Here is a 22,654-nt window from a genome sequence, read left to right as displayed (position 1 = left end):
TCGTGACACACCTGTCGTCAGAGCGACGGGCGTGACACGACAGAACAGCACGGGTATGCCGCTCAGATGGTCGTGACCCCCAGCAGCGCGCGCACCTCGGCGGCCGTGGTCACCGAGCCGGTGGCCAGGACGCCGCCACCCACCCCGCCCTCATCGGCCAGGCCGGCCGCGGTGTCGAGGGCGTCCGGCAGGGCGTCGACCACCGTGACGCGGTCCTCGCCGAAGTACTCCGCCACCAGCTCGCCCAGCCGGGCCGGCCGGATCGCCCGCGGCGAGGTGGTGCGGGTGACGACCACGTGGTCGAGCACCGGCTCCAGCGCCTGCACCATGTGCTCGACGTCCTTGTCCTGCAGGACGGCCAGCACGCCGACGAGGCGGGTGAAGGTGAACGACTCCCGCATGGCCTCGACCAGCGCCTGGACACCGGCGGGGTTGTGCGCCGCGTCGACCAGCACGGTCGGCGAGCGCCGCACGATCTCCAGCCGTCCGGGGGTCGTGACGCCCGCGAGGCCGCCGCGCAGCACCTCGTCGGTCAGCCGCTGCTCCCCGCCCCCGACGAAGGCCTCCACGGCGGCCACGGCGAGCACCGCGTTGTGCGCCTGGTGCTCGCCGAAGACCGGCAGGAACAGGTCGGGGTAGTCACCGGCCAGGCCGCGCAGCGACACCTGCTGCCCGCCGACACCGACCTCGCGCTCGAGCACGCCGAAGCTGACGCCCTCGGTCTGCAGCGTGGCGCCGACCTCCTCGCACCGGTCGACGAGGACCTGCATCGCCTCCGGCTCCTGCACCCCGACGACCGCGATGGCGCCGGGCTTGATGATGCCCGCCTTCTCGGTCGCGATCTCCTCGACCGTGGAACCGAGCAGGCGCGAGTGGTCCAGCGAGACAGGGGTGACGACCGCGACCGTGCCGTCCGCGACGGAGGTGGCGTCCCACACCCCGCCGAGCCCGACCTCGACGACCGCGACGTCGACCGGTGCGTCCGCGAACGCGGCGAAGGCCAGGCAGACGACGACCTCGAAGTAGGTCATCCGCACGTGGCGCTGCGGGTCCTCGTCCTGGAACGACTCGCCGTCGACCATCTCGACGAAGGGCATGACGTCGTCGTAGGCCGCCAGGAACGCCTCGACCGAGATCGGCTCGCCGTCCAGGCTGACGCGCTCGCGCATGTCGTGCAGGTGCGGGCTGGTGAACCGTCCCGTCCGCAGCCCCATCTCCCGCAGGATGCGCTCGACCATGCGCGTCGTGGAGGTCTTCCCGTTGGTGCCCGTCAGGTGGATCATCGGGAACGCCCGCTGCGGGTCGCCCATGAGCTCCATGACCCTGGCGACGCGGTGCAGCGTCGGCTCGGGCATGTGCTCCGGGGTGCGCGCGAGGATCTCCTCGACCACCTGCGCGTACCGCGCCGCGAGCGCAGGGTCCACCTGCGCGGGACGGCTCGGCCCACCCGCACGCCCGGGCACGGCGGCGCCGGGGTCGAGCGGCAGCTCGGGGTCGGTGTCGTCGAGCGGCAGCTCGTTGTCGTCGAAGAACTTCTCGCTCACCGGGCGTCCACCTTCGTGATCAGCAGGTCGACCGTGCGGCCCCCGTCGAGGGTCGCCGAGGTCGTGTATGACGTGATGCGGGGCTGGGTGCCGCCGTCCGGGTCGGTGCCGCCGCCGAGCCCGTGACGGGGGCCCTTCGGCAGCGGCACACCCGCGCCGGCGGCCCCGAACTGGACCGCGAGGGTCTCGTCCATGACCAGCTTCTGGTGCTCGGTGGCCGCCTGCCACACGTCGTCGTCGCCGACGACGGTGAGGCTGATCCGGTCGGTGATGTCCAGCCCGGCGTCCTTGCGGGCGCCCTGGACGGCGCGCACGAGGTCACGGGCCAGGCCCTCGCGGGCCAGGTCCTCGGTCACCTCGGTGTCGAGCACGACGAAGCCGCCGCCCGCGCCGCGCAGCATCGCGGTCGCGCGCGAGCCGCCGCCGCTGTCGGCCACCACCGTCTCCAGGACGTACTCCCCCTCCTGCAGGGCCAGCCCGCCGGAGGTGACGGTGCCGTCCTCGGCGACGGACCAGTCCCCGGACTTCGACCCCTTGATGGCGGTCTGCACGTCGCGGCCGAGACGGGGGCCGGCGGCGCGGGCGTTGACGGTCAGCCTCTGCTCCACGCCGAAGTCCGAGGCCGACGCCTCGGAGAGGTCGAGCACCCTCACCTCCCGCACGTTGACCTCGTCGCGCACGATGCCGGACAGGGCTGACAACCCCGCCGGGTGCGCCGTGGCGACGGTGAGGGAGGACAGCGGCAGCCGCACGCGCAGCTGCTCCGCCTTGCGCAGGCCCAGGGTGGCCGAGCAGACCTCCCGCACCGCGTCCATCGACTCCACCAGCTCGGCGTCCTGCGGCAGGTCGGTGACGTCCGGCCAGTCGGTCAGGTGCACCGACTCCCCGCCGGTGAGCCCACGCCATACCTCCTCGGTGGTGAGGGGCAGCAACGGCGCGGCGACGCGGCAGAGCACCTCGAGCACGGTGTAGAGCGTGTCGAATGCACTGTGGTCCTCGGCCCAGAAGCGGTCACGGGAGCGGCGGATGTACCAGTTGGTCAGCACGTCGACGAAGGTCCGCACGCCGTCGCAGGCGCCGGCGATGTCGAAGCGGTCCTGCGCGTCCTGGACCTCGGTGACGAAGTCGCGGGTCTTGGCCAGGATGTAGCGGTCCATCGGGTCGGTGGACTCGGTGGACCACCGCGCCCGGTAGCCGGCGGCGTTGGCGTAGAGGCCGAAGAAGTACCACGCGTTCCACAGCGGGATGAGCACCTGGCGCACCCCGTCGCGGATGCCCTGCTCGGTCACGATGAGGTTGCCTCCGCGCAGGATGGGGCTGGACATGAGGAACCAGCGCATCGCGTCGGCGCCGTCGCGGTCGAAGACCTCGCGCACGTCGGGGTAGTTGCGCAGCGACTTGGACATCTTCTGCCCGTCGTTGCCCAGCACGATGCCGTGGCTGATGCAGGTCTCGAACGCGGGGCGGTCGAAGAGGGCCGCGGCCAGGATGTGCATCGTGTAGAACCAGCCGCGGGTCTGCCCGATGTACTCCACGATGAAGTCGGCCGGGTAGTGCTGCTCGAACCACTCCGTGTTCTCGAACGGGTAGTGCCACTGCGCGAACGGCATCGAGCCGGAGTCGAACCAGACGTCGAGCACGTCCTCGACCCGGCGCATCGTGCTCCGGCCGGTCGGGTCGTCGGGGTTGGGCCGGGTCAGCTCGTCGACGAACGGCCGGTGCAGGTCGACCTCGCCGTCGCGGTTGCGCGGCAGGGTGCCGAAGTCGCGCTCGATCTCCTCGAGCGAGCCGTAGACGTCGACGCGCGGGTGGGCCGGGTCGTCGGACTTCCACACCGGGATCGGGCTGCCCCAGAAGCGGTTGCGCGAGATCGACCAGTCACGGGCGTTCTCCAGCCACTTGCCGAACTGCCCGTGCTTGACGTGCTCGGGCACCCAGGTGATGTCCTCGTTGGTGCGCAGCATCGTGTCCTTGAAGCGCGTCACCTCCACGAACCAGGAGGAGACGCCCTTGTAGATCAGCGGCTCCCGGCAGCGCCAGCAGTGCGGGTAGGAGTGGTCGTAGGCCTCGCGACGCAGCAGCACCGTGCCCTCGGTCACCGCGCCGGTGTCGAGGTCCTCGCTCTCGTGCTGCGGGTGCTGCGCGCGGGTGGCCGCCTTGAGGTGGTCGATGATCTGCAGGTTGGCGTCGAAGACCAGCTCCCCGGCGTACTCCTCCACCGGGGAGGTGAAGCGGCCGTCCGCCCCGACGGGCATGACCGCCTCGATGCCCTCGCGGTCGGTCACCACCTTGTCGTCCTCACCGAAGGCGCCGGCGGTGTGCACCAGGCCCGAGCCGTCGGTGGTGGTGACGAACTCCGCCACGACGAGGCGGTGGGCCCGCTCCCAGCCGCGGTAGTAGGAGAACGGGGGCACGTAGGAGCGCCCGGCCAGCTCGGCGCCCGTGAAGCGCGCCACGACGGTCGGCTCCTCCCCCAGCTCGTTCTTGTATGCCGCGACGCGCGCCTCGGCGAGCACGTAGCGCTCGGTCCGGCCGGTGTGGTCGCTCTCGACCACGACGTAGTCGATGTCCTCGCCGACCATGATCGCCAGGTTGGACGGGAGGGTCCACGGGGTGGTGGTCCAGACCAGGGCCAGCGCCCCGGCGAGCACGTCCTCCTGGCCGGAGGAGACGTCATACCCCTCTGCCGAGGCGTCCTGCGGCAGGATCCGCAGGCCGACGGTGACGGCCGGGTCGCGGCGGACCTGGTAGACCTCCTCGTCCATGCGCAGCTCGTGGTTGGACAGCGGGGTCTGGTCGTTCCAGCAGTAGGGCAGGACGCGGAAGCCCTCGTAGGCCAGGCCCTTGTCGTGCAGCTGCTTGAAGGCCCACAGCACCGACTCCATGTAGTCGACGTCGAGGGTCTTGTAGTCGTGGGCGAAGTCGACCCAGCGTGCCTGGCGGGTGACGTAGTCCTCCCAGTCGCGGGTGTACTGCAGCACCGACTCGCGGCAGGCGGCGTTGAAGGTCTCGATCCCCAGCTCGAGGATCTCGTCCTTGGTCTTGATGCCCAACTGGCTCATCGCCTCCAGCTCGGCGGGCAGCCCGTGCGTGTCCCAGCCGAAGCGGCGCTCGACCCGCCTGCCGCGCATGGTCTGGTAGCGCGGGACGACGTCCTTGACGTAGCCGGTGAGCAGGTGGCCGTAGTGCGGCAGGCCGTTGGCGAAGGGGGGCCCGTCGTTGAAGACGAACTCGTTGTCGCCGTCGGTGCCGGCGTCCCGCTGGTCCACGCTGCGCTGGAAGGTGCCGTGCTCGTCCCAGTACGCCAGCACGGCGCGCTCGATCTCCGGGAAGGTCGGGGACGGCGTCAGGCCGGTGGTGCCGGTGTGCTTCTGGGGGTAGGCCATGGAGCGGGCTCCTCGCAGGTGGTGCTGTCGTCGGTCGGGCTGCTGCCACGAGGACGACACGACCCGGGACCTACGCCCGGGCGGCACCGCGGTACCACCTCGTTTGTGCCCGGCCCGCCCGGGTCAGGTGCCCGGGTGCGCTGGGCACCACTCCATTCGTCGGCTGTGACGGGCCTTCCCGTCCGGTTCTAGTGCGCTCCCCGCCGGCGTGCGGGGGCGGTTCTTCCGGAAGCTCACCGTTGATGACGGCTCGGTCGCTGGTGGCTCCATGGTAACCGCTGGCCGGGGCCTAGGGTCGAGGCATGGCTGCCAGCACCACCGAGGCCCTCGACCGCCTCCTGCCCGGGCGCGTCGTGACCGACCCCGACGTCGCCGCCGGCTACGCGGTGGACGCCTACCCCCAGGCGGCCGCCGCACCCGGCAGCACCTTCACGGTGGTCCGTGCCCGGTCGCGCGCCGACGTGCAGGTGGTGCTGCGGTATGCGGCGCAGCACCGGGTGCCGGTGGTGCCCCAGGGCGCACGGACCTCCACCACCGGCGCGGCCGGGGCGCTCCCGGGGTCTGTCGTGCTGTCCACCGAGCAGATGACGTCGGTGCGGATCGACCCGGTCGAGCGCCTGGCCGTGGTCGGTCCGGGCGTGCTCAACGCCGACCTCAAGGCGGCCGCCGCGGAGCACGGGTTGGCCTATCCCCCGGACCCGGCGAGCAGCTCGATGTGCTCGATCGGCGGCAACGTGGCGACGAACGCCGGCGGGCTGTGCTGCGTCAAGTACGGCGTGACCGCCGACTACGTGCGCGGCCTGGAGGTCGTGCTCCCGGGCGGCGAGGTGATGCGGACCGGGCGGCGCACCGCCAAGGGCGTGGCCGGCTACGACCTGACCGGGCTGTTCGTCGGGTCCGAGGGGACGCTGGGGGTGGTGACCGAGGCGGTGCTCCGGCTGGTCCCGCTGGGCGACCCGCCGCTGACGGTGCTGGCGGTCTTCCCGAGCCTTGCGGCGACGATGGCGGGCGTGACCGCGCTGCGGGAGTCACGCCATACCCCGAGCCTGGTGGAGCTCCTCGACGGCCCCAGCGTGGATGCCGTCCAGGACTACGGCGACTACGGCTTCCCGCGCGGCAGCGGCGGGGTCCTGCTGGTGCAGTCCGACCGCCCCGGGCACGCCGCCGAGGACGTCGAGGCTTACGCGGCGGCGCTCACCGCCGCCGGGGCGGCCGAGGTGGCGGTCGCCGAGGACCGGACGGAGGCCGACCTGCTGCTGGAGGGGCGCCGCGTGCTCAACCCTGCGCTGCAGGCGCGCGGCCCCCGGTTCATCGAGGACGTCTGCGTGCCGGTGGGCCGGCTGGGTGAGCTGGTGGCGCAGGTGCACGTGATCGCCGAGCGGCACGGGCTCGAGGCGACCTGCAGCGGGCACGCGGGCGACGGCAACCTGCACCCGTGCTTCTTCTACGACGCCGACGAGCGTGCGAGTCTCGCGGCGGCGCGGCGGGCCTTCGACGACGTGGTCCGCGCTGCGTGGGCGCTGGGCGGCACGCTCACGGGCGAGCACGGGGTCGGCGCCCAAAAGGCGCCGTGGCTGCGCGAGGAGCTCGGCGAGGCGGAGCTGGCACGGCAGCTGGCCGTCAAGGCGGTCTTCGACCCGCTGGGGATCATGAACCCGGGCCGCGTCTACGGCTGAGGCCGCCCGCGACGGGCTGGGGCCGCGCGCACGACGGGCTGGGGCTGCGCGTACGAGGGCTCCGGGTCGCGACACGCCCGGCTCCACCGACCTCGGGCGCGCACGTGAACCCTGAGGGTCGACGCCGCCGGGTGCGTCACGACCTGCTGCGCCGCCTGTGGACAACGTCTGCGCGGCGCGGGCGGCCTCGCGCACCATCGATGACCATGACAGGCATCGACGAGCGACGGCCGTTCCTGCGACGCGACGGCCTCGCCGCGGGCATCACCCGTCACCGGCTGGACGGCCCCGCGTTCCACCGGCTGTTCGGCACGGTCCGGGTCAGCGGGGAGGTGGAGCTGACACCCTCGCTCCTCGCGGCCGGCGCCCTTCTGCTCCTGCCGGACGCGGCCGTCAGCCACCACACGGCGGCGAGGATGCTGGGCGGGATCGTCCCGCACACCGAGGAGACCCACCTCACGGTGGCCCGCCCGCAGGGACGACGGCGCCGTCCGGGGCTGCGCTGCCATGTCGGCCCCGCGGTGCGCACCCGCCGCGTCGACGGCCTCCGGGTGACCTCCCCCGAGCAGACGTTCACGGACCTGGCGACGCACCTGACGCTGGTCGACCTCGTCGTGCTCGGCGACTCGCTGGTGCACCGCGATGCCACCTCACCCGACCGTCTGCTGGAGGCCGCTGCCGGTGCACGCGGCCCGGGCACGGCGCTCGCACGCGGGGCAGCCGCCCTGGTGAGGAAGGGGGTCGAGTCGCCGATGGAGACGCGCAGCCGGTTGCTGCTCACGTTCGGCGGCCTGCCCGAGCCCCGGGTCAACGAGTGGGTGACGGACGAGCACGGCCGGCGGCGCTACCGGCTGGACCTGCCCTACCCCGAGCTGCGCCTGGCCTTTGAGTACGACGGGCGACAGCACGCGCAGGACGCGGCCCAGTGGGGCTGGGACGTGGGTCGACGGGAGTGGCTGGACGGGCAGGGTTGGCGGCTCATCGTGCTCCGGGCGTCGGACGTCTTCACCACGCCCTGGGCGACGGTGCTGCGCGCCCGCGACGCCCTGGCGCAGCGCGGCTTCGACATCGAGCTGCCGAGGCAGCCGCCCCGGGAGTTCGCCCTGCACTTCCCCGGACGCCCCTGGGCCGGGAGTCGCTGACCGGCCGCAGCCGAACCGCGCCCTGCCTCGCGCAGGACGCGAAACGCCCGACCGCGCCGACCTGGAGGGTTCAGGTGAACCCTGCGGGTCGACGCGGCCGGGTGTGGTGCGTCGCAGACCGGTCAGGCGGGAGCGTCTCCCCGCCGTGACCGGGTCACCGGCGGTCGGGGTCCTCGGGACCGTCCTCGCGGTGGTGGCCCGGCTCGTGGTGGTGCGGAGGCTCGGCCGGCGTGGTGGCCCCACCCCGCCCGAACCCGTCGTCGTCGGCGTCGAGGTGCTCCTCGTGCCGCCCGTGGCGACGGTGCGGCGGGGTGAACGGGGTCGTGGTGCCGCCGCGGCCGAAGCCGTCGTCGTCAGCCTCCCGGTCGTGCCAGTTGCCACCCTCCTCCTCGACCATGACGCCGGTGCGCTCGCGCAGGTCCTCGGTGCTCACGCCCGCCTCGACGCGGTTGCGGCCCGAGGCGTCGACCAGCTGGTTCTCCCCGGCGAGCTCGGAGATCGGGATCGTCTTCTCGGCGTCGAGCAGGCCGAGCTCGGCGAGCTTGCCGCTCTTGCGGTCGGCGAAGTACTCGTTCATCTCCCGCTTGATGGTCGGCAGCAGCATGTAGACGCCGAGCAGGTTGACGAAGGCGCAGACGAACAGGAAGTTGTCGGCGAAGGCGAGCACCTGGCCGAAGGTGAGCAGCGTGCCCGCGACCGTGAAGAAGAGGAACACGAAGCGGTAGATCGTGGTCGAGGTGCGGGTGTCGCCGAAGAGGTGGTTCCAGGCCCGCTGGCCGTAGTAGGACCAGGTGATCAGCGTGGAGATGGCGAACAGGGCCACCGCCACGGCCAGCACGATCGGGAACCAGCTGATGTTCTCGGCGAAGGAGGCCGAGGTCACCTCGACGCCGGACAGGCCGTAGTCGGGGTCGTACCGGTTGCCGTCCTCGAAGGTGAACTCACGGGCGTCGTTGTAGAAGGTCGTGTCGGCGATGACGATCGTCAGCGCGGTCATCGTGCAGATCAGGACGGTGTCGATGAAGGGCTCGAAGAGGGCGACGAAGCCCTCGGAGACCGGGCGGCGGGTCTTGACGGTGGAGTGGGCGATCGGCGCCGAGCCGAGGCCCGCCTCGTTCGAGAACGCCGAGCGGGTCAGCCCGACGACCAGGGCGCCGACGAAGCCACCGGTCACACCCTCGGCGCTGAAGGCCCCGGAGATGATCTCGCCGATGGCCGGGACGACCGAGCCGAGGTTGGTCAGGATGACCACGATGCAGGCCAGGACGTAGATGCCGCCCATCACCGGCACGAGGGTCGAGGTGACCCGGCCGATCGACTTGATGCCGCCGAGGATGACCGCGCCGATGACGGCGGCCAGGACGAGACCGAAGACCAGCGACCCGGTCGTGGACGACAGCCAGCCCGTGCCGTCGGGGTCGATGACGGTGACGGCCTGGGAGTAGGTCTGGTTGGCCTGGAACATGTTGCCGCCGCCGACGCCGAAGAAGAGGATCGCCACGGCGAAGAGGCCGGTAAGGAAGACCGACAGGAAGCGGGGGTACTTCTGGAAGGCCACGGGCAGGTAGGTGAACGGGCCGCCGGCGACGCTGCCGTCCGGACGGATCGCCCGGTACTTCACGCCCAGCGTGCACTCGGCGAACTTGGTCGCCATACCGAAGAGGCCGGCGAGGATCATCCAGAAGGTGGCGCCCGGGCCACCGAGGGTCACCGCGGCACCCACACCGGCGATGTTGCCCAGCCCGACCGTGCCGGAGACGGCCGACGTCAGGGCCTGGTAGTGCGGGATCTCACCGGGGTCGTCGGCCGAGGAGTAGCGTCCGGTGACCGTCTCCCACGCCGTCTTCAGGCCCCGGAACTGCACGAAGCCGAGGTAGATGGTGATGATGATGGCCGCGGCAAGGAGCCACATGACCACGAACGGCATGGGGATGCCGGGGATCTCGAAGAAGATGATCTTGCCCGACCACTCCGTCACGCTGGCGAAGGAGTTGTCGACCGTGGTCTCCAGGTCGGTGACCCATTGCGGATCCTCGACAGGGGACATGGGCACCGCGGTGTATCCAGTCATGGCGTCAAGGGTCGTGGGAGCGTGGGGTGACGTCAATCACATACCCCCATCGTGACTCAACGGTGACCTCCGTAGACGAGGCGTCGGGGCACCTGCGGGCGTCTGGGACAATGCCGGGTATGACGTCTCCCGCACGCCCTCTTGACCCGCCGTGCCCGGCCTCGCTGCCCGAGCGCCCGTCCGTCGACGGCCTGGAGGAGAAGTGGGTCTCGGTATGGCGTGAGCGCGGCGCCAACGCCTTCGACCGCGACGCCGCCCTGGCCGCCGACCGCAGCCAGATCTTCGCGATCGACACGCCGCCGCCGACCGCGTCGGGCAGCCTGCACGTCGGGCACGTCTTCGGCTACACCCAGGCCGACTGCCTGGCGCGCTACCACCGGATGACCGGCAAGCACGTCTTCTACCCGATCGGGTGGGACGACAACGGCCTGCCGACCGAGCGCCGGGTGCAGAACTACTACGGCGTGCGCGGTGACGCGACGCTGCCCTACGACCCGGCGTTCGTCGTGCCGCAGCGCGGCGGGGACGGCAGGAGCAGCAAGGCCGCCCACCAGGTGCCGATCAGCCGCGCCAACTTCATCGAGCTCTGCGAGGAGCTCACGGTCATCGACGAGCAGGCCTTCGAGGACACCTTCCGCCGGCTCGCGCTCTCCCTGGACTGGAACGTCCAGTACCGCACCATCGACGACCGCTCCCGCGCCGTCGCCCAGCAGGCGTTCCTGCGCAACCTCGCCCGCGGCGAGGCCTACTCCGCTGAGGCTCCGGGGCTGTGGGACGTCACCTTCCAGACGGCTGTGGCGCAGGCCGAGCTCGAGGCACGCGACTACCCCGGCGCCTACCACCGGGTGGCCTACCACCGCACCGACGGGCAGGGCGTCGTGCATGTCGAGACGACCCGGCCCGAGCTGATCTGCTCGGTCGTGGCCCTGGTCGCCCACCCCGACGACGAGCGCTACCAGCACCTCTTCGGGACCACCGTCACCTCACCGCTGTTCGGGGTCGAGGTGCCGGTCCTGGCCCACCCCCTGGCCGAGATGGACAAGGGCGCGGGCATCGCGATGTGCTGCACCTTCGGCGACATGACCGACGTGCAGTGGTGGCGCGAGCTGTCCCTGCCGACCCGCTCGGTCATCACCCGCAGCGGCCGCCTGCAGGGCGAGGTGCCCGGGTGGATCGCGGGCGGCCCGGGCGAGCAGCTGTACGCCGAGCAGCTGGCGGGGAGGACGACGCACTCGGCGCGCGAGGCGGTCGTGGCCGCGCTGCGCGAGAGCGGCGACCTGGACGGCGAGCCGCAGGAGACCCAGCGCAAGGCCAACTTCTTCGAGAAGGGCGACAAGCCGCTGGAGATCGTCACCAGCCGGCAGTGGTTCATCCGCAACGGCGGCAAGGACGGCGATCTTCGCGCCGAGCTGCTGGGACGCGGCGACGAGCTGGAGTTCCACCCCTCCTTCATGCGCAGCCGCTACCGCAACTGGGTCGAGGGGCTCAACGGTGACTGGCTGGTCAGCCGGCAGCGCTTCTTCGGTGTCCAGATCCCGGTCTGGTATGCCGTGGACGCCGACGGCGAGGTCGACCACGACACCGTGCTCGTGCCCGACGAGTCGCGGCTGCCGGTCGACCCGATGTCCGACGTGCCCGAGGGCTACACCGAGGACCAGCGCGACCGGCCGGGTGGTTTCACCGGCGACCCGGACATCATGGACACCTGGGCGACGTCCTCGCTCAGCCCGCAGATCGCTGCCGGCTGGCCGGTGGCGGGAGCGCCGGACGGGGAGCGCGGCAACGACCGCGAGCTGTTCGCCAAGGTCTTCCCCTTCGACATGCGTCCGCAGGGGCACGACATCATCCGCACCTGGCTGTTCGCGACCGTGGTGCGCGCCCACCTCGAGCACGGGTCGCTGCCCTGGACCGACGCCTACGTCAACGGGTGGATCCTCGACCCCGACCGCAAGAAGATGTCCAAGTCCAAGGGCAACGCGACGACGCCCCTGGGCATGCTGGAGCAGCACGGCACCGACGCGGTGCGCTACTGGGCCGCTGCCGCGCGCCCGGGCGTGGACACCATCGACGACCCCAACCAGGTCAAGGTCGGGCGGCGGCTGGCGATCAAGCTGCTCAACGCCAGCAAGTTCGCGCTGAGCTTCGGCGAGCTGCCCGAGGGGGCGGACCCGGCGGCGCTGGTGACCGAGCCGATCGACCGCTCGATGCTGGCGGGCCTAACTGCGGTGGTGGAGCGGGCGACCAGCTCCTACGAGGGCTACGACTACTCCACGGCGCTCGACGCGACCGAGTCCTTCTTCTGGGCCTTCTGCGACGACTACCTCGAGCTGGTCAAGGAGCGGGCCTACGGCTCCGCCGAGGGCGACGGCGCGACCGACGTCTCGGCCGCGACGCTGTCCGCCCGCGCCGCGCTGCAGCTGGCGCTATCGGTCCAGTTGCGCCTGCTGGCCCCGGTCCTGACCTTCGCGACCGAGGAGGTCTGGTCGTGGTGGCACGAGGAGAGCTCCTCGGTGCACACCCAGCCCTGGCCGACCGTGGACGAGCTCGCCGGCGCGGTCGACGGCGCGGACCCCGCCCTGCTGGGCACCGTGGGTCAGGCGCTCGCCGGGCTGCGCCGCGCGAAGTCGGAGGCCAAGGTCAAGATGCGCACCGAGATCTCGGCGGCGACCGTCGCAGGACCGTCCGCCGAGACCGGTCGCGTCCGCGCGGCGCTCGGCGACCTGCGGGCCGCGGGCAAGGTCACCGGGGACGTGGCGTTCGAGGACGCCGGCGAGCTGGCCGTCCGCGACGTCGCGCTGGTGCTGGAGGACGCCCCCGCCTGACCTCGTAGGGCGGGCGCACCACGTCCTCGGTCGGGCTGCGGGCGCGCGCACCACGTCCTCGGTCGGGCTGCGGGCGGGCGCACCACGTCCTCGGTCGGCCTGCGGGCGGGCGCACCACGTCCTCGGTCGGGCTGCGGGCGCGCGCACCACGTCCTCGGTCGGCCTGCGGGCGCGCACACCGCGTCCTCGGTCGCGACATAGGGTGGGCCGCATGCACAGGGGCAGCCGGTCGACGGTCGTCGTGGCCGTCGTGACCACGGTGGTGCTGCTCGTGCTCCTGCTGTGGAGCGCCGGCAACGGCACGCCGCTGGTGAGCGCGCCCCAGGGCAGCTTCGGCGATCCCCGTGCCCAGAGCCCCACCTTCGACCTCACCGGCGAGCCGGCGACGCAGCCGCCCGAGGAGCAGGGCGGCGACGAGCGGGTCACCCAGTGGTCGTTCAACCTGGCCCTGGCCCTGTGGCTCATGGCCCTGCTCACCACGATCCTCGTGGTCGTCCGCTGGCTGGGCCGGCAGCGGCTGGAGGGACTGGAGCGGCGCGAGGCGGCCGAGGAGGAGGAGCTCGTCACCCTGCTGGAGGCCACGAGCGACGAGGTCCGCTACCAGGCGCTGTCCGAGGGCGACCCTCGCAACGGGGTCGTGGCGTGCTGGGTGGCCCTGGAGGACGCGGTCCACCGGTCGGGGCTCGCGCAGGACCGTTCGGAGACCGCCGCCGAGCTGACACAGCGGGTGCTGGGCCGCTGGGACGTCGACCCGGTCGCGATCGCCACCCTGTCGGAGGTCTACCGCGAGGCACGCTTCTCCCGCCACCCGGTCTCGGAGGAGCAGCGCACCGTCGCGGTGGACGCGCTGGAGCGGATCCACGTCGACCTGCGCCGGCGCGCCCAGGAGCACGAGCAGCAGCAGGCCGAGGGTGCGGCCGAGCACGAGAAGGCCGACGGGGGTGGCGCCCGGTGACCTTCCTGCGTGCCCGCCGCACCTCGCGCCGGGACGAGCTGCTCCGTGCCGCGCAGGGAGCACGCGGGCCCGGCAACCCCCGCGGCTCGGTCCTGCCGGTGGCCGGCTTCGTGCTGCTCCTGGGAGGGCTGCTCTTCTACGTCGGCTCGCTGCGCTACTCCGTGCCGGAGGCCGTGGCGGCCGTGCTGCTCGGCGCCCTCGTCCTCGCCCTGGTGCCGTGGGCCGTCAGCGGGACCGGGCACGACGCGGAGCGCGCCTTCTGGGTCTCGACCCCGAGGGCGGAGGCAGCGCCCCCGTCGGCGCTGGACTACCGGCTCGTGCGGCTGCGCCGCGACCTGCGCGACGCCATCGAGCGGGACGACCGCACCGACGAGATCTACCTGGTCCTGCGCGAGCTGGCGGCCGAACGGCTGCGGGCCCACCACCAGGTCGACCTCGACACCGAGCCCGAGCGTGCCCGGCAGGTGGTCGACCCCCACCTGTGGCGCTACCTGACCACCCCGCCCACCGACACCCGCAAGCGCAGCCGGACGTCGCTGCAGACCGCCATCGAAGGGATCGAGAAGCTGTGACCACCCAGATGCCGCCCCCGGCGGCGGCCGCCACGCCGGACGTCGCCGAGGTGTCCCGCCGCGCCACCGAGGTGCTCGACCGGGTCGAGCAGGCCGTCGTCGGCAAGCGCGAGGCGCTGACCCTCGTGCTGACCGCCGTGCTGGCCCGCGGTCACGTCCTCCTGGAGGACTTCCCGGGCCTGGGCAAGACCCTCGCGGCGCGGTCCTTCGCCCAGACCCTCGGCCTGGACTTCACCCGCGCGCAGTTCACCCCCGACCTGCTGCCCTCCGACCTCACCGGGTCCTTCGTCTTCGACCAGCGGCGCGGCGAGTTCGTCTTCCGCCCCGGGCCGCTGTTCACCGGGCTGCTGCTCGCGGACGAGATCAACCGCACCCCGCCCAAGACGCAGTCGGCCCTGCTCGAGGCGATGCAGGAGCACCAGGTCACCGTCGAGGGCCAGACCTTCCCCCTCCCCCAGCCCTTCCACGTGCTGGCCACCGCCAACCCGGTGGAGTACGAGGGGACCTACCCCCTGCCCGAGGCCCAGCTGGACCGTTTCCTCATGCGCGTCTCCTTCGGCTACCCCACCGCCGAGGAGGAGTGGGACGTGCTGCGCCGCCGTGTCGCGCGCCAGCAGGAGGACCAGCACCTCACGGCGGTGACCGACGCCGAGGGGCTGGCCGCGATGCAGCGGGCCGTCGAGACCGTGCCCGTCGAGGACGACATCTCTCGCTACTGCGTCGAGCTTGCCGCCGCGACCCGTCGGCACCGTGCCGCGCTCATCGGCGCCTCGCCGCGCGGCTCCCTGGCCCTGATGCTCACCGCGCGGGCGTATGCCGTGATCGCCGGCCGCGACTACGTCACCCCCGAGGACGTCAAGGCCGTGGCGCACGCGGTGCTGGACCACCGGATCTCGATCAAGCCCGAGCTGTGGATGTCGGACACCGGTGGCGCCGCCGTCGTCGAGGCGGCCCTGGGCCAGGTGCCCGTCCCGGGTGCACGCACCGGCGCCTCGACCGTGGCCGTCGACTGACCGCCCCCGACCACATCTCACCGACGGACCGCTCATGAGCACCGCCCGCGCCGACCGCTGGCAGGCCACCCCTGCCCTCGTGCGCTCCCTGGTCCTGGTCCTGGGCGCCGTGCCCGTGGCGCTGCTCTGGCGCCGCCCCGACCTGCTGGTGCTCGTCGCCCCGATCGCCGTCGTGCTGGTCTGGAGCGTCGTCACGCGGCCGCGGGAGCTGCCGACGCGCACCGTGGGGTTGTCGCACGCCCAGGTGCGCGAGGGCGAGCAGGCCCTGGCCGTCGCCGACGTGCAGGCGGTCGCGGGCGCCGAGATCCTGGCCGCCGCCCTGTCCCCCGCCCCCTACGTCGAGGGCGTGCCCACCGAGCGCACCCGGCGCGTGGACGACGCCGACGGACTGCCGGTGTCGCACACGAGCGCCGTGGTCGACGCGCAGGGCCCTCCTGCGGCCGGCACGTGGCGGCTGGTGGTCGGCGTGCGCGCCACCCGGTGGGGTGTGCGCCGGGTCGGGCCCATGCAGCTGGCCGCGGTGGGCGCGTGGGGGTCCTACCGGTGGGGGCCGGTCAGCGAGGCGGCCCTGGGCCTGCGCACCCTGCCCCAGCCGACGGTCTTCGACACACGGGCGCCGGCACCGCGGCCGCGCGGGCTCGTGGGGACGCACCGTTCCGCCCGGCCCGGTGAGGGCACGGAGTTCGCGACGCTGCGCCCGTTCCAGGTCGGCGACCGGCTCCGGCGCATCCACTGGCCACGGTCCACCCGCGGGGACGGTCAGCTCTACGTCACGGCCAGCTACGCCGACCAGGACACCCACGTGGCGGTGCTGGTCGACGCCCACTACGACCTGGGCTCCTCCGGCGGCGTCCGCGGACGGCCCAGCTCCCTGGACCGCTCCGTGCGGGCGGCGGCCGCGGTGGCCGAGCACTTCCTGCAGCAGGGCGACCGGGTCAGCCTGCGCGTGCTGTCGGCCCGCACCCCGTTGACCGTGCCCGTCGGGACGGGCCGGCGGCACGGGGTGCGCATCCTGGACACGCTGTGCCGGATCGTGCCCGCGGCGACCGAGGAGACCGACCCCAGGCGGGTCCACCTCGGCGTCGACGAGGGCACCCTGGTCGTGATGGTCTCGGCGCTCGTGTCCCCCGACGCCCTCGTGCAGGCGGCCGTCCTGGCCCGACGCGGGCTGTCGGTCGTGGTCGTGGACGCGCTCGTCGACAGCCAGGACGGCACCGTCGCCCCCAGCGCGGAGCGTGACGCGCTGGCCCGGGCGGCCTGGCGGATCCGGATGCTCGAGCGGGACCGCGAGATCCGCGCGATCCAGGCGCAGGGCGTGCCGGTCGTGCCGTGGCTCGGGCCCGGCAGCCTGGACGTGGTGCTGCGCCGGCTCGGTCGGCGCGGCCGCGCGGCCGGGAGGCTGTCGTGAGGGACCTGGTCGACCTGTGGGTCGACGTGCGCTCCGCCAGCCACGACCACCTCGCGGTGCGCCTCTCGAGCCTGGCCGGGGCCCTGCTCTTCACGCTCGCGCTCGCGCTGGCCGGAGGCGGCAACCCCGCGGCGTGGGCCCTGCTCACGGTCTTCGGCGGGCTCGTGGTGCTGCAGCCGCACACGCTCATGCCCGGCCTGTTCCTGGTGTTCGCCGCGGCCTCGTGGTGGGCCGGCGTGGACGGCGGCTGGCACTGGGCGCTGCTGCCCGCGGCCCTGGGGCTGCTGCTGGTGCACGTGGGCGCGGCGCTCGCGGCGTCCGTCCCGGCCCAGGCCCCCCTCCCCGCGTCGGTGCGACGCCGCTGGGCGGTGCGCACCGGGGTGGTAGCCGCGGTCACCACGGGGGTATGGGGTGTCGCCGGCCTGCTGCAGGCCGTCGCCACCGGCGAGGGCGGCGCGGTGCCGGGCATCGTGGGCCTGGCCCTGGTGGCCGGCTGCCTCGTGCTCTACGTGCAGCGGCTGGGTCGCGACTGACGACGGGCGCGAGCCCGACCGGCGAGGAACCTCAGGCGCTCTCCTTGCGCTGCTGGCGCTTGCGCGGGGGCACGTCGCGCCGGACGATCGTGGGGTTGACGTTCTGCTGCACGACGTCTCGGGTGATGACCACCTTGGCGATCTCGTCGTCGGAGGGGACGTCGAACATCACCGGCAGCAGCACCTCCTCGAGGATGGCGCGCAGGCCGCGGGCACCGGTGCCGCGCAGCAGCGCCTGGTCGGCGATGGCCTCGAGCGCGTCGTCGGCGAACTCCAGCTCCACGCCGTCGATCTCGAACATCCGCTGGTACTGCTTGATGAGAGCGTTGCGCGGCTCGGTGAGGATGTTGACCAGGGCGTCGCGGTCGAGCGGGGCGACGGTGGTGATCACGGGCAGCCGGCCGATGAACTCCGGGATGAGCCCGAACTTCATCAGGTCCTCGGGCAGCACGTCGCTGAAGTGCTCCCCGGCGTCCTTGGCGGCCTTGAGCTCGGCGCCGAAGCCCAGGCCCTGCTTGCCCGAGCGCGCCTCGATGAGCTTCTCCATACCCGCGAAGGCCCCGCCCACGATGAACAGCACGTTGCCGGTGTCGATCTGGATGAACTCCTGGTGCGGGTGCTTGCGGCCGCCCTGCGGCGGGACGCTGGCCACCGTGCCCTCGAGGATCTTCAGCAGCGCCTGCTGCACGCCCTCGCCGGAGACGTCACGGGTGATCGAGGGGTTCTCGCTCTTGCGTGCGATCTTGTCGATCTCGTCGATGTAGATGATGCCCGTCTCGGCCTTCTTGACGTCGAAGTCGGCGGCCTGGATGAGCTTGAGCAGGATGTTCTCGACGTCCTCGCCGACGTAGCCCGCCTCGGTCAGCGCCGTCGCGTCGGCGATCGCGAAGGGGACGTTGAGCATCTTGGCCAGGGTCTGGGCCAGGTAGGTCTTGCCGCAACCGGTCGGGCCGATGAGCAGGATGTTGGACTTGGCGATCTCGACCGCGTCCTCGCCGACCCGGTTCTCCCCCGCCTGGATCCGCTTGTAGTGGTTGTAGACCGCCACCGCGAGCGCGCGCTTGGCCGGGTCCTGGCCCACGACGTACTGCTGGAGGAAGTCGAAGATCTCGCGCGGCTTGGGCAGCTGGCCCAGACCGAGGTCGGAGGACTCGGCCAGCTCCTCCTCGATGATCTCGTTGCACAGGTCGATGCACTCGTCGCAGATGTACACGCCGGGTCCGGCGATCAGCTTCTTGACCTGCTTCTGGCTCTTTCCGCAGAAGGAGCACTTGAGCAGGTCGCTGCTCTCACCCATACGTGCCACTCGAGAGTTCCCTTCGGTTGCGCGCGGTGGGCGGCGACTGCCCGGTCTGGCGTCACGTCGCCCGTCCTTGCCCCGACGCTACCTTGCCGGGCCGTCGGCGCCCACTGTTTTGCGCTCAGGGCCGAGGCGTGTTGCGTACTGTCCGCTCTCAGCGCAACAGGCCCGTCCGGCCGTCAGTCCCGCCAGCACCAGCAGCACGGGCAGCAGCGCGACGAGGTAGCGGGGGCGCGTCTCGAACACGCCCAGGTATGCCGTCAGCACGACGAGCGTGAGGGCGCACGTGGCGACCCACGGAGAGGCCGGGGCGCGCCACAGGCCGGCCGCCGTCAGCAGCAGCGTGGCCACCCACACCCCCTGCAGCACCCCGGCGGTGTGCTGCCGGTAGGGCTCGCCGCTGCCGACGAACCACTGCTGCACCTGGCCGAGAGCGCCCGGCAGCAGGCCGGGCCGGGCCGCGTCCTGCCCCTCCCCGTGGGCCCAGAAGGTGCCGTCGCCCCAGGTCCAGGCGACCTTCTGGGCGACGAAGGCGAGGTTGCCGAGCACACCACGCTCGCTCACCTGGGCCACGATCTTGTCCCGGGAGATCTCGCGGCGGACCTGCTGGTCCCGCTCGTGCTTCATCGCGGAGGCGTGCTCCCAGTTCCAGCCGCCGTAGACGCGGGTCGGTGAGGGGTCCTGCGAGTCGTAGGTCCCCATCGCCAGGAAGTGCTCCACCGGGTAGGGGTGCTGGACCTGCACGAGCCGCTCCTCGGGCAGGCCGGTGACCCGGGCGGACACGGCGTGCACGGCGAGCACCCCGACGGCCAGCGCGGCGGCGGCACCGGCGACCGTCACCGTCGCGGCCAGCCGCCCGCGCCGTGCGGCGAGCCCGGGCACCAGGGCGAGCGCTCCCAGCGCGAGGGCGACGGCATACGGCTTGAGGCTGACGGCGAGCACGAGGCCGACGGCGGCCAGGGCCCACCAGCCCCGGCCGCCACCCCTCCAGGCACGCGCCCCCGCCCACAGCGCGACCGCCACGAACGTCGCGGTCGGCAGGTCCGCGTAGGGGATGGCGACCTGGGGGTTCAGCCCCAGGAGCACGGTCGCCAGGGCCTGGACCGGCCAGACCGCGCCGGGGCGGTCGAGCCGGACCAGCGTCGACCCCAGGCACCAGACGACGACGAGCAGGCCGACGGTCTGCGCGACCAGCATCCCGGCGAGGGGGGACAGCCCGGCCCAGGACCCGACCTTCGCGGCGGCCGACAGCATCGCCAGGAGCGGGATGTTGTTGGGGTACTTCGCGAAGTACTCGACCCGGGACCCGGCCAGCTCCTCGTCGGCGGCCAGCAGCTCGGCCCCCCAGTAGACCTGGCGCGCGTCCCAGCCGAAGTCGATGAGCGCCAGCGGCAGGTGCGCCACCACGACGAGCCCGGCGACGGCGGTGCCCCGGCCGACCGCCGCCGCCGGCCGTCGGGCGACGGCCTCCGCCACCCGGCTCCGTGCGCGTCGGCCGGCCAGCGGGAGCAGCACCACGGCCGCCGTGACGACCCACACGGTCACGGCGGGAAGGACGAACCAGGTGTTGCGGGGCGCGACCAGCGCCACGACCGCGACGGCGGCCAGCAGGAGCGCCAGACCCCGCGTCGTCCAGTGCAGCACTCGGGTCACGGGGCCGCACCCTACCGGGGGCCGACGCACGAGACGCCGCACCCCGGCGGGGCACGGCGTCTCGTCGGCCGGATCAGACCGGCTCTGAGCGTCAGTCGTCCAGGGACGCCTTGCGCGAGGCGAGCACCTCGTCGACCAGACCGTACTCCTTGGCCTCGGCGGCAGTGAGGATCTTGTCGCGCTCGATGTCCTTCTGGACCTCCTCGACCGTCTTGCCCGAGTGCTTGGCCCAGGTCTCCTCCAGCCAGCTGCGCATGCGCAGCACCTCATTGGCCTGAATCTCGATGTCGGAGGCCTGGCCGTAGTCACCGCCCATGAGGGCCGGCTGGTGGATGAGCACCCGCGCGTTGGGCAGGGCGAACCGCTTGCCCTTGGCGCCGGCCGCGAGCAGCACGGCGGCGGCGGAGGCCGCCTGGCCGATGACGAACGTCTGCACGTCGGGCTTGATGTACTGCATGGTGTCGTAGATCGCGGTCAGCGCCGTGAACGAGCCGCCGGGGCTGTTGATGTACATCAGGATGTCCCGGTCCGGGTCCTGGCTCTCCAGCACGATCAGCTGGGCGATGATGTCGTCGGCCGAGGCGTCGTCCACCTGCACGCCGAGGAAGATGATGCGGTCCTCGAACAGCTTGGTGTAGGGGTCCTGGCGCTTCATCCCGTAGGAGGTGCGCTCCTCGAACTGCGGCAGGATGTAGCGGCTGGAGGGGCCGGCCGGGGCACGGCCGCCCGCGGGGGTCGCACCCATCCAGGCGGCAGAGGGGTTGAGGTTCATGTCAGCTCTTCTCTTCGTCGTCTCGTCGCGGGCCGGTCAGCGGTCGGTGGAGGCGTCGGCGGAGGACTCGAAGACGTGGTCGACGAAGCCGTACTCCTTGGCCTCCTGCGCGGTGAACCAGCGGTCGCGGTCGGAGTCCTTCTCGATCTGCTCGACGCTCTGGCCGGTGTGCTCGGCGATGAGCTCGGCCATCTGCTTCTTGATGTGCAGCATCTGCTCGGCCTGGATCTTGATGTCCGAGGCGGTACCGCCGATGCCGCCGGAGGGCTGGTGCATCATGACGCGGGCGTGCGGGGTGGCGTAGCGCTTGCCCTGCGTGCCGGCCGAGAGCAGGAACTGGCCCATCGACGCGGCCAGGCCCATCGCCACGGTGGCGACGTCGTTGGGCACCCACTTCATCGTGTCGTAGATCGCCATGCCGGCGGTCACGGAGCCGCCCGGGGAGTTGATGTAGAGCCAGATGTCGCTCTCGGGGTCCTCCGCGGACAGCAGGAGCAGCTGGGCGCAGATCGCGTTGGCGTTGTCGTCGCGCACGTCCGACCCGAGGAAGATGATCCGCTCCTTGAGGAGCCGGTTGTAGATCTGGTCGTCAAGACCGGCGACCGGGCGCTCGGCCATGGTCGGGCGGTTCTCGGTCCCGTTCGTCATGTGTCGTCCTCGTTCCTGGTATGCCGCGCGCCACCCGGTCGGTGGTGGCGCGACGGTCGTTGGCGAAGCCTGTCAGTGACCCTAACGCCCGCTCGCGGGGCGACACTCCCGCACCCGGTGCGTGTTCGCCCTGAGCGCAGCCGGTCGCGGCGCGGGCACGGCATACCCGCCAGGCCCGGCCCCTCGCCCGTGAGAGGCTGACGACGTGAGCGCAGCCAGGGTCGGGACGGACCGCACGTGGATGGTCGCCCTGGCGGCCTCGTTCTGGGGCCTGTCCGCGCTGTGGCGCGACCCGCTCGCACGGGAGCTGCCCTCGCTGGCGATCGTCTTCTGGGAGCACCTGCTGCTTGTGGTGCTGGTCAGCCCCTGGCTGGCACCGGCCGTCCGCCGCCTCCTGGTCTCCTCGTGGCGCACCCGGGCCGCCGTGCTGGTCATCGGTGCCGGCTCCTCGGCCCTGGCCACCGTGCTCTTCACGACGGCCTTCCGGCTCGGCGACCCGATCACGCCCCAGGTCCTGCAGAAGCTCCAGCCCCTGGTGGCCCTCGCGCTCGCCGCCGTGCTGCTGGGCGAGCGGCTACGGCCCCGGTATGCGGCGTTCCTGCTGCCCGCCCTCGTCGGGGCGTGGCTGCTCACCTTCGCCGACCCGCTCGGGGTGACGGTGGCCGGCGCGCAGGCGGCCCTGCTGGCGCTCGGCGCGGCGTCGCTGTGGGCGGCCGGCACCGTGCTGGGACGGGCCGCGAGCGCCGAGCTGCGCTTCCGTGACCTCGTCGCACTGCGCTTCACCGTCGGGCTGGTCACGCTCGCGGTCCTCGCCGCGTCCACCTCGACACCGCTGGCGGTGCCGCCGTCGGCGCTGCCGTCGATCGCGGCGCTGGCGCTGCTCCCGGGCCTGGCGGCAATGGTCCTCTACTACCTGGCGCTCGGCCGGACCCCCGCCTCCCGCGCCACCCTGGCCGAGCTGGCCTTCCCGCTCACGGCGGCCCTGGTGGGCGTCGCGGCCTTCGGCGTCCGCCCCAGCCCGACCCAGTGGCTCGGGATGGCGGTCGTCCTGGTCACCGTGGCCGCGCTGGCGCTGCACGAGCAGCGGTCGGCCCGGCCGGCGGTCGTGACGCGGGCGCGCTCGTCCGTGCCAGGCTGAGCACGCCCGCCACCCCGTCAC

Annotated in this window: 17 protein-coding genes; 10 read left to right on the top strand and 7 right to left on the bottom strand. The window is 72.6% G+C overall.

The window, feature by feature from the left end; all coding sequences use genetic code 11:
* Window positions 1-62: 62 nt before the first annotated feature.
* Window positions 63-1,544 (bottom strand): bifunctional folylpolyglutamate synthase/dihydrofolate synthase, encoded by a 1,482-nt coding sequence (locus K330_RS0117270; RefSeq protein ID WP_022923067.1) that lies wholly within the window; start codon window positions 1,542-1,544, stop codon window positions 63-65.
* Window positions 1,541-4,930 (bottom strand): isoleucine--tRNA ligase, encoded by a 3,390-nt coding sequence (ileS, locus tag K330_RS0117265; protein WP_022923066.1) that lies wholly within the window; start codon window positions 4,928-4,930, stop codon window positions 1,541-1,543. Before ileS ends, K330_RS0117270 begins: the two co-directional genes overlap by 4 nt.
* A gap of 302 nt (window positions 4,931-5,232) precedes the next feature.
* Between ileS and K330_RS0117260 the strand changes: the two genes are divergently transcribed.
* Window positions 5,233-6,606 (top strand): FAD-binding oxidoreductase, encoded by a 1,374-nt coding sequence (locus K330_RS0117260; protein ID WP_022923065.1) that lies wholly within the window; start codon window positions 5,233-5,235, stop codon window positions 6,604-6,606.
* A 206-nt stretch (window positions 6,607-6,812) separates the two neighbouring features.
* Window positions 6,813-7,748: a hypothetical protein gene (locus K330_RS0117255; RefSeq protein ID WP_022923064.1), complete on the top strand. Its 936-nt coding sequence runs from the start codon at window positions 6,813-6,815 to the stop codon at window positions 7,746-7,748.
* A 154-nt stretch (window positions 7,749-7,902) separates the two neighbouring features.
* Here K330_RS0117255 and K330_RS22085 read toward each other — a convergent pair whose 3' ends face one another.
* Entirely contained in the window at window positions 7,903-9,819 is a 1,917-nt protein-coding gene (locus K330_RS22085; protein ID WP_229665778.1) for an alanine/glycine:cation symporter family protein, read from the bottom strand.
* Window positions 9,820-9,938: 119 nt separating this feature from the next.
* On the opposite strand from K330_RS22085, the gene valS reads away from it, so the two are divergent.
* From valS to K330_RS0117220, 7 genes are all read left to right on the top strand, one after another.
* Window positions 9,939-12,641 (top strand): valine--tRNA ligase, encoded by a 2,703-nt coding sequence (valS, locus tag K330_RS0117245; RefSeq protein WP_022923062.1) that lies wholly within the window; start codon window positions 9,939-9,941, stop codon window positions 12,639-12,641.
* A gap of 99 nt (window positions 12,642-12,740) precedes the next feature.
* A complete protein-coding gene (locus K330_RS24710; protein ID WP_169448617.1) occupies window positions 12,741-12,842 on the top strand; it encodes a hypothetical protein in 102 nt (33 codons plus the stop codon).
* Between the two features lie 10 nt (window positions 12,843-12,852).
* Window positions 12,853-13,596 carry a DUF4129 domain-containing protein gene (locus K330_RS22990; RefSeq protein ID WP_022923061.1) on the top strand — a complete coding sequence of 248 codons (744 nt, stop codon included), beginning with the start codon at window positions 12,853-12,855 and terminating at the stop codon, window positions 13,594-13,596.
* Window positions 13,593-14,168 carry a hypothetical protein gene (locus tag K330_RS0117235; RefSeq protein ID WP_022923060.1) on the top strand — a complete coding sequence of 192 codons (576 nt, stop codon included), beginning with the start codon at window positions 13,593-13,595 and terminating at the stop codon, window positions 14,166-14,168. Before K330_RS22990 ends, K330_RS0117235 begins: the two co-directional genes overlap by 4 nt.
* 8 nt (window positions 14,169-14,176) lie before the next feature.
* Window positions 14,177-15,181 (top strand): AAA family ATPase, encoded by a 1,005-nt coding sequence (locus K330_RS0117230; protein WP_029202821.1) that lies wholly within the window; start codon window positions 14,177-14,179, stop codon window positions 15,179-15,181.
* Window positions 15,182-15,215: 34 nt separating this feature from the next.
* Window positions 15,216-16,589 carry a DUF58 domain-containing protein gene (locus K330_RS22075; RefSeq protein WP_022923058.1) on the top strand — a complete coding sequence of 458 codons (1,374 nt, stop codon included), beginning with the start codon at window positions 15,216-15,218 and terminating at the stop codon, window positions 16,587-16,589.
* Entirely contained in the window at window positions 16,586-17,122 is a 537-nt protein-coding gene (locus K330_RS0117220) for a hypothetical protein (protein WP_022923057.1), read from the top strand. Before K330_RS22075 ends, K330_RS0117220 begins: the two co-directional genes overlap by 4 nt.
* 31 nt (window positions 17,123-17,153) lie before the next feature.
* Here K330_RS0117220 and clpX read toward each other — a convergent pair whose 3' ends face one another.
* From clpX to K330_RS0117200, 4 genes are all read right to left on the bottom strand, one after another.
* Window positions 17,154-18,428: an ATP-dependent Clp protease ATP-binding subunit ClpX gene (gene clpX / locus K330_RS0117215; RefSeq protein WP_022923056.1), complete on the bottom strand. Its 1,275-nt coding sequence runs from the start codon at window positions 18,426-18,428 to the stop codon at window positions 17,154-17,156.
* A 78-nt stretch (window positions 18,429-18,506) separates the two neighbouring features.
* A complete protein-coding gene (locus tag K330_RS0117210) occupies window positions 18,507-20,075 on the bottom strand; it encodes a hypothetical protein (RefSeq protein ID WP_156875865.1) in 1,569 nt (522 codons plus the stop codon).
* A 91-nt stretch (window positions 20,076-20,166) separates the two neighbouring features.
* Window positions 20,167-20,820, bottom strand: coding sequence for an ATP-dependent Clp protease proteolytic subunit (locus tag K330_RS0117205; RefSeq protein ID WP_029202820.1), 654 nt, complete (start codon window positions 20,818-20,820; stop codon window positions 20,167-20,169).
* Between the two features lie 63 nt (window positions 20,821-20,883).
* Complete coding sequence (locus K330_RS0117200; protein ID WP_022923053.1) at window positions 20,884-21,495, bottom strand: ATP-dependent Clp protease proteolytic subunit; 612 nt, start codon at window positions 21,493-21,495, stop codon at window positions 20,884-20,886.
* Window positions 21,496-21,700: 205 nt separating this feature from the next.
* Here K330_RS0117200 and K330_RS0117195 point away from each other — a divergent pair, with 205 nt between their 5' ends.
* The gene (locus K330_RS0117195) at window positions 21,701-22,633 is read left to right on the top strand and encodes a DMT family transporter (RefSeq protein WP_229665777.1); all 933 of its coding nucleotides are present in this window, start codon (window positions 21,701-21,703) and stop codon (window positions 22,631-22,633) included.
* Window positions 22,634-22,654: the final 21 nt, after the last annotated feature.

It is taken from the genome of Ornithinimicrobium pekingense DSM 21552 (assembly GCF_000421185.1).
GTDB classification, from domain to species: domain Bacteria; phylum Actinomycetota; class Actinomycetes; order Actinomycetales; family Dermatophilaceae; genus Ornithinicoccus; species Ornithinicoccus pekingensis.
This window is presented reverse-complemented; position numbering and strand designations above follow the sequence as displayed.

Bases quoted from the DNA above. Each gene is read 5' to 3' on its own strand.
- ileS (WP_022923066.1), bottom strand. From the start codon at position 4,930: ATGGCCTACCCCCAGAAGCACACCGGCACCACCGGCCTGACGCCGTCC.
- K330_RS0117260 (WP_022923065.1), top strand. From the start codon at position 5,233: ATGGCTGCCAGCACCACCGAGGCCCTCGACCGCCTCCTGCCCGGGCGC.
- K330_RS0117255 (WP_022923064.1), top strand. From the start codon at position 6,813: ATGACAGGCATCGACGAGCGACGGCCGTTCCTGCGACGCGACGGCCTC.
- K330_RS22085 (WP_229665778.1), bottom strand. From the start codon at position 9,819: ATGACTGGATACACCGCGGTGCCCATGTCCCCTGTCGAGGATCCGCAA.
- valS (WP_022923062.1), top strand. From the start codon at position 9,939: ATGACGTCTCCCGCACGCCCTCTTGACCCGCCGTGCCCGGCCTCGCTG.
- K330_RS22990 (WP_022923061.1), top strand. From the start codon at position 12,853: ATGCACAGGGGCAGCCGGTCGACGGTCGTCGTGGCCGTCGTGACCACG.
- K330_RS0117230 (WP_029202821.1), top strand. From the start codon at position 14,177: ATGCCGCCCCCGGCGGCGGCCGCCACGCCGGACGTCGCCGAGGTGTCC.
- K330_RS22075 (WP_022923058.1), top strand. From the start codon at position 15,216: ATGAGCACCGCCCGCGCCGACCGCTGGCAGGCCACCCCTGCCCTCGTG.
- K330_RS0117205 (WP_029202820.1), bottom strand. From the start codon at position 20,820: ATGGGTGCGACCCCCGCGGGCGGCCGTGCCCCGGCCGGCCCCTCCAGC.
- K330_RS0117200 (WP_022923053.1), bottom strand. From the start codon at position 21,495: ATGACGAACGGGACCGAGAACCGCCCGACCATGGCCGAGCGCCCGGTC.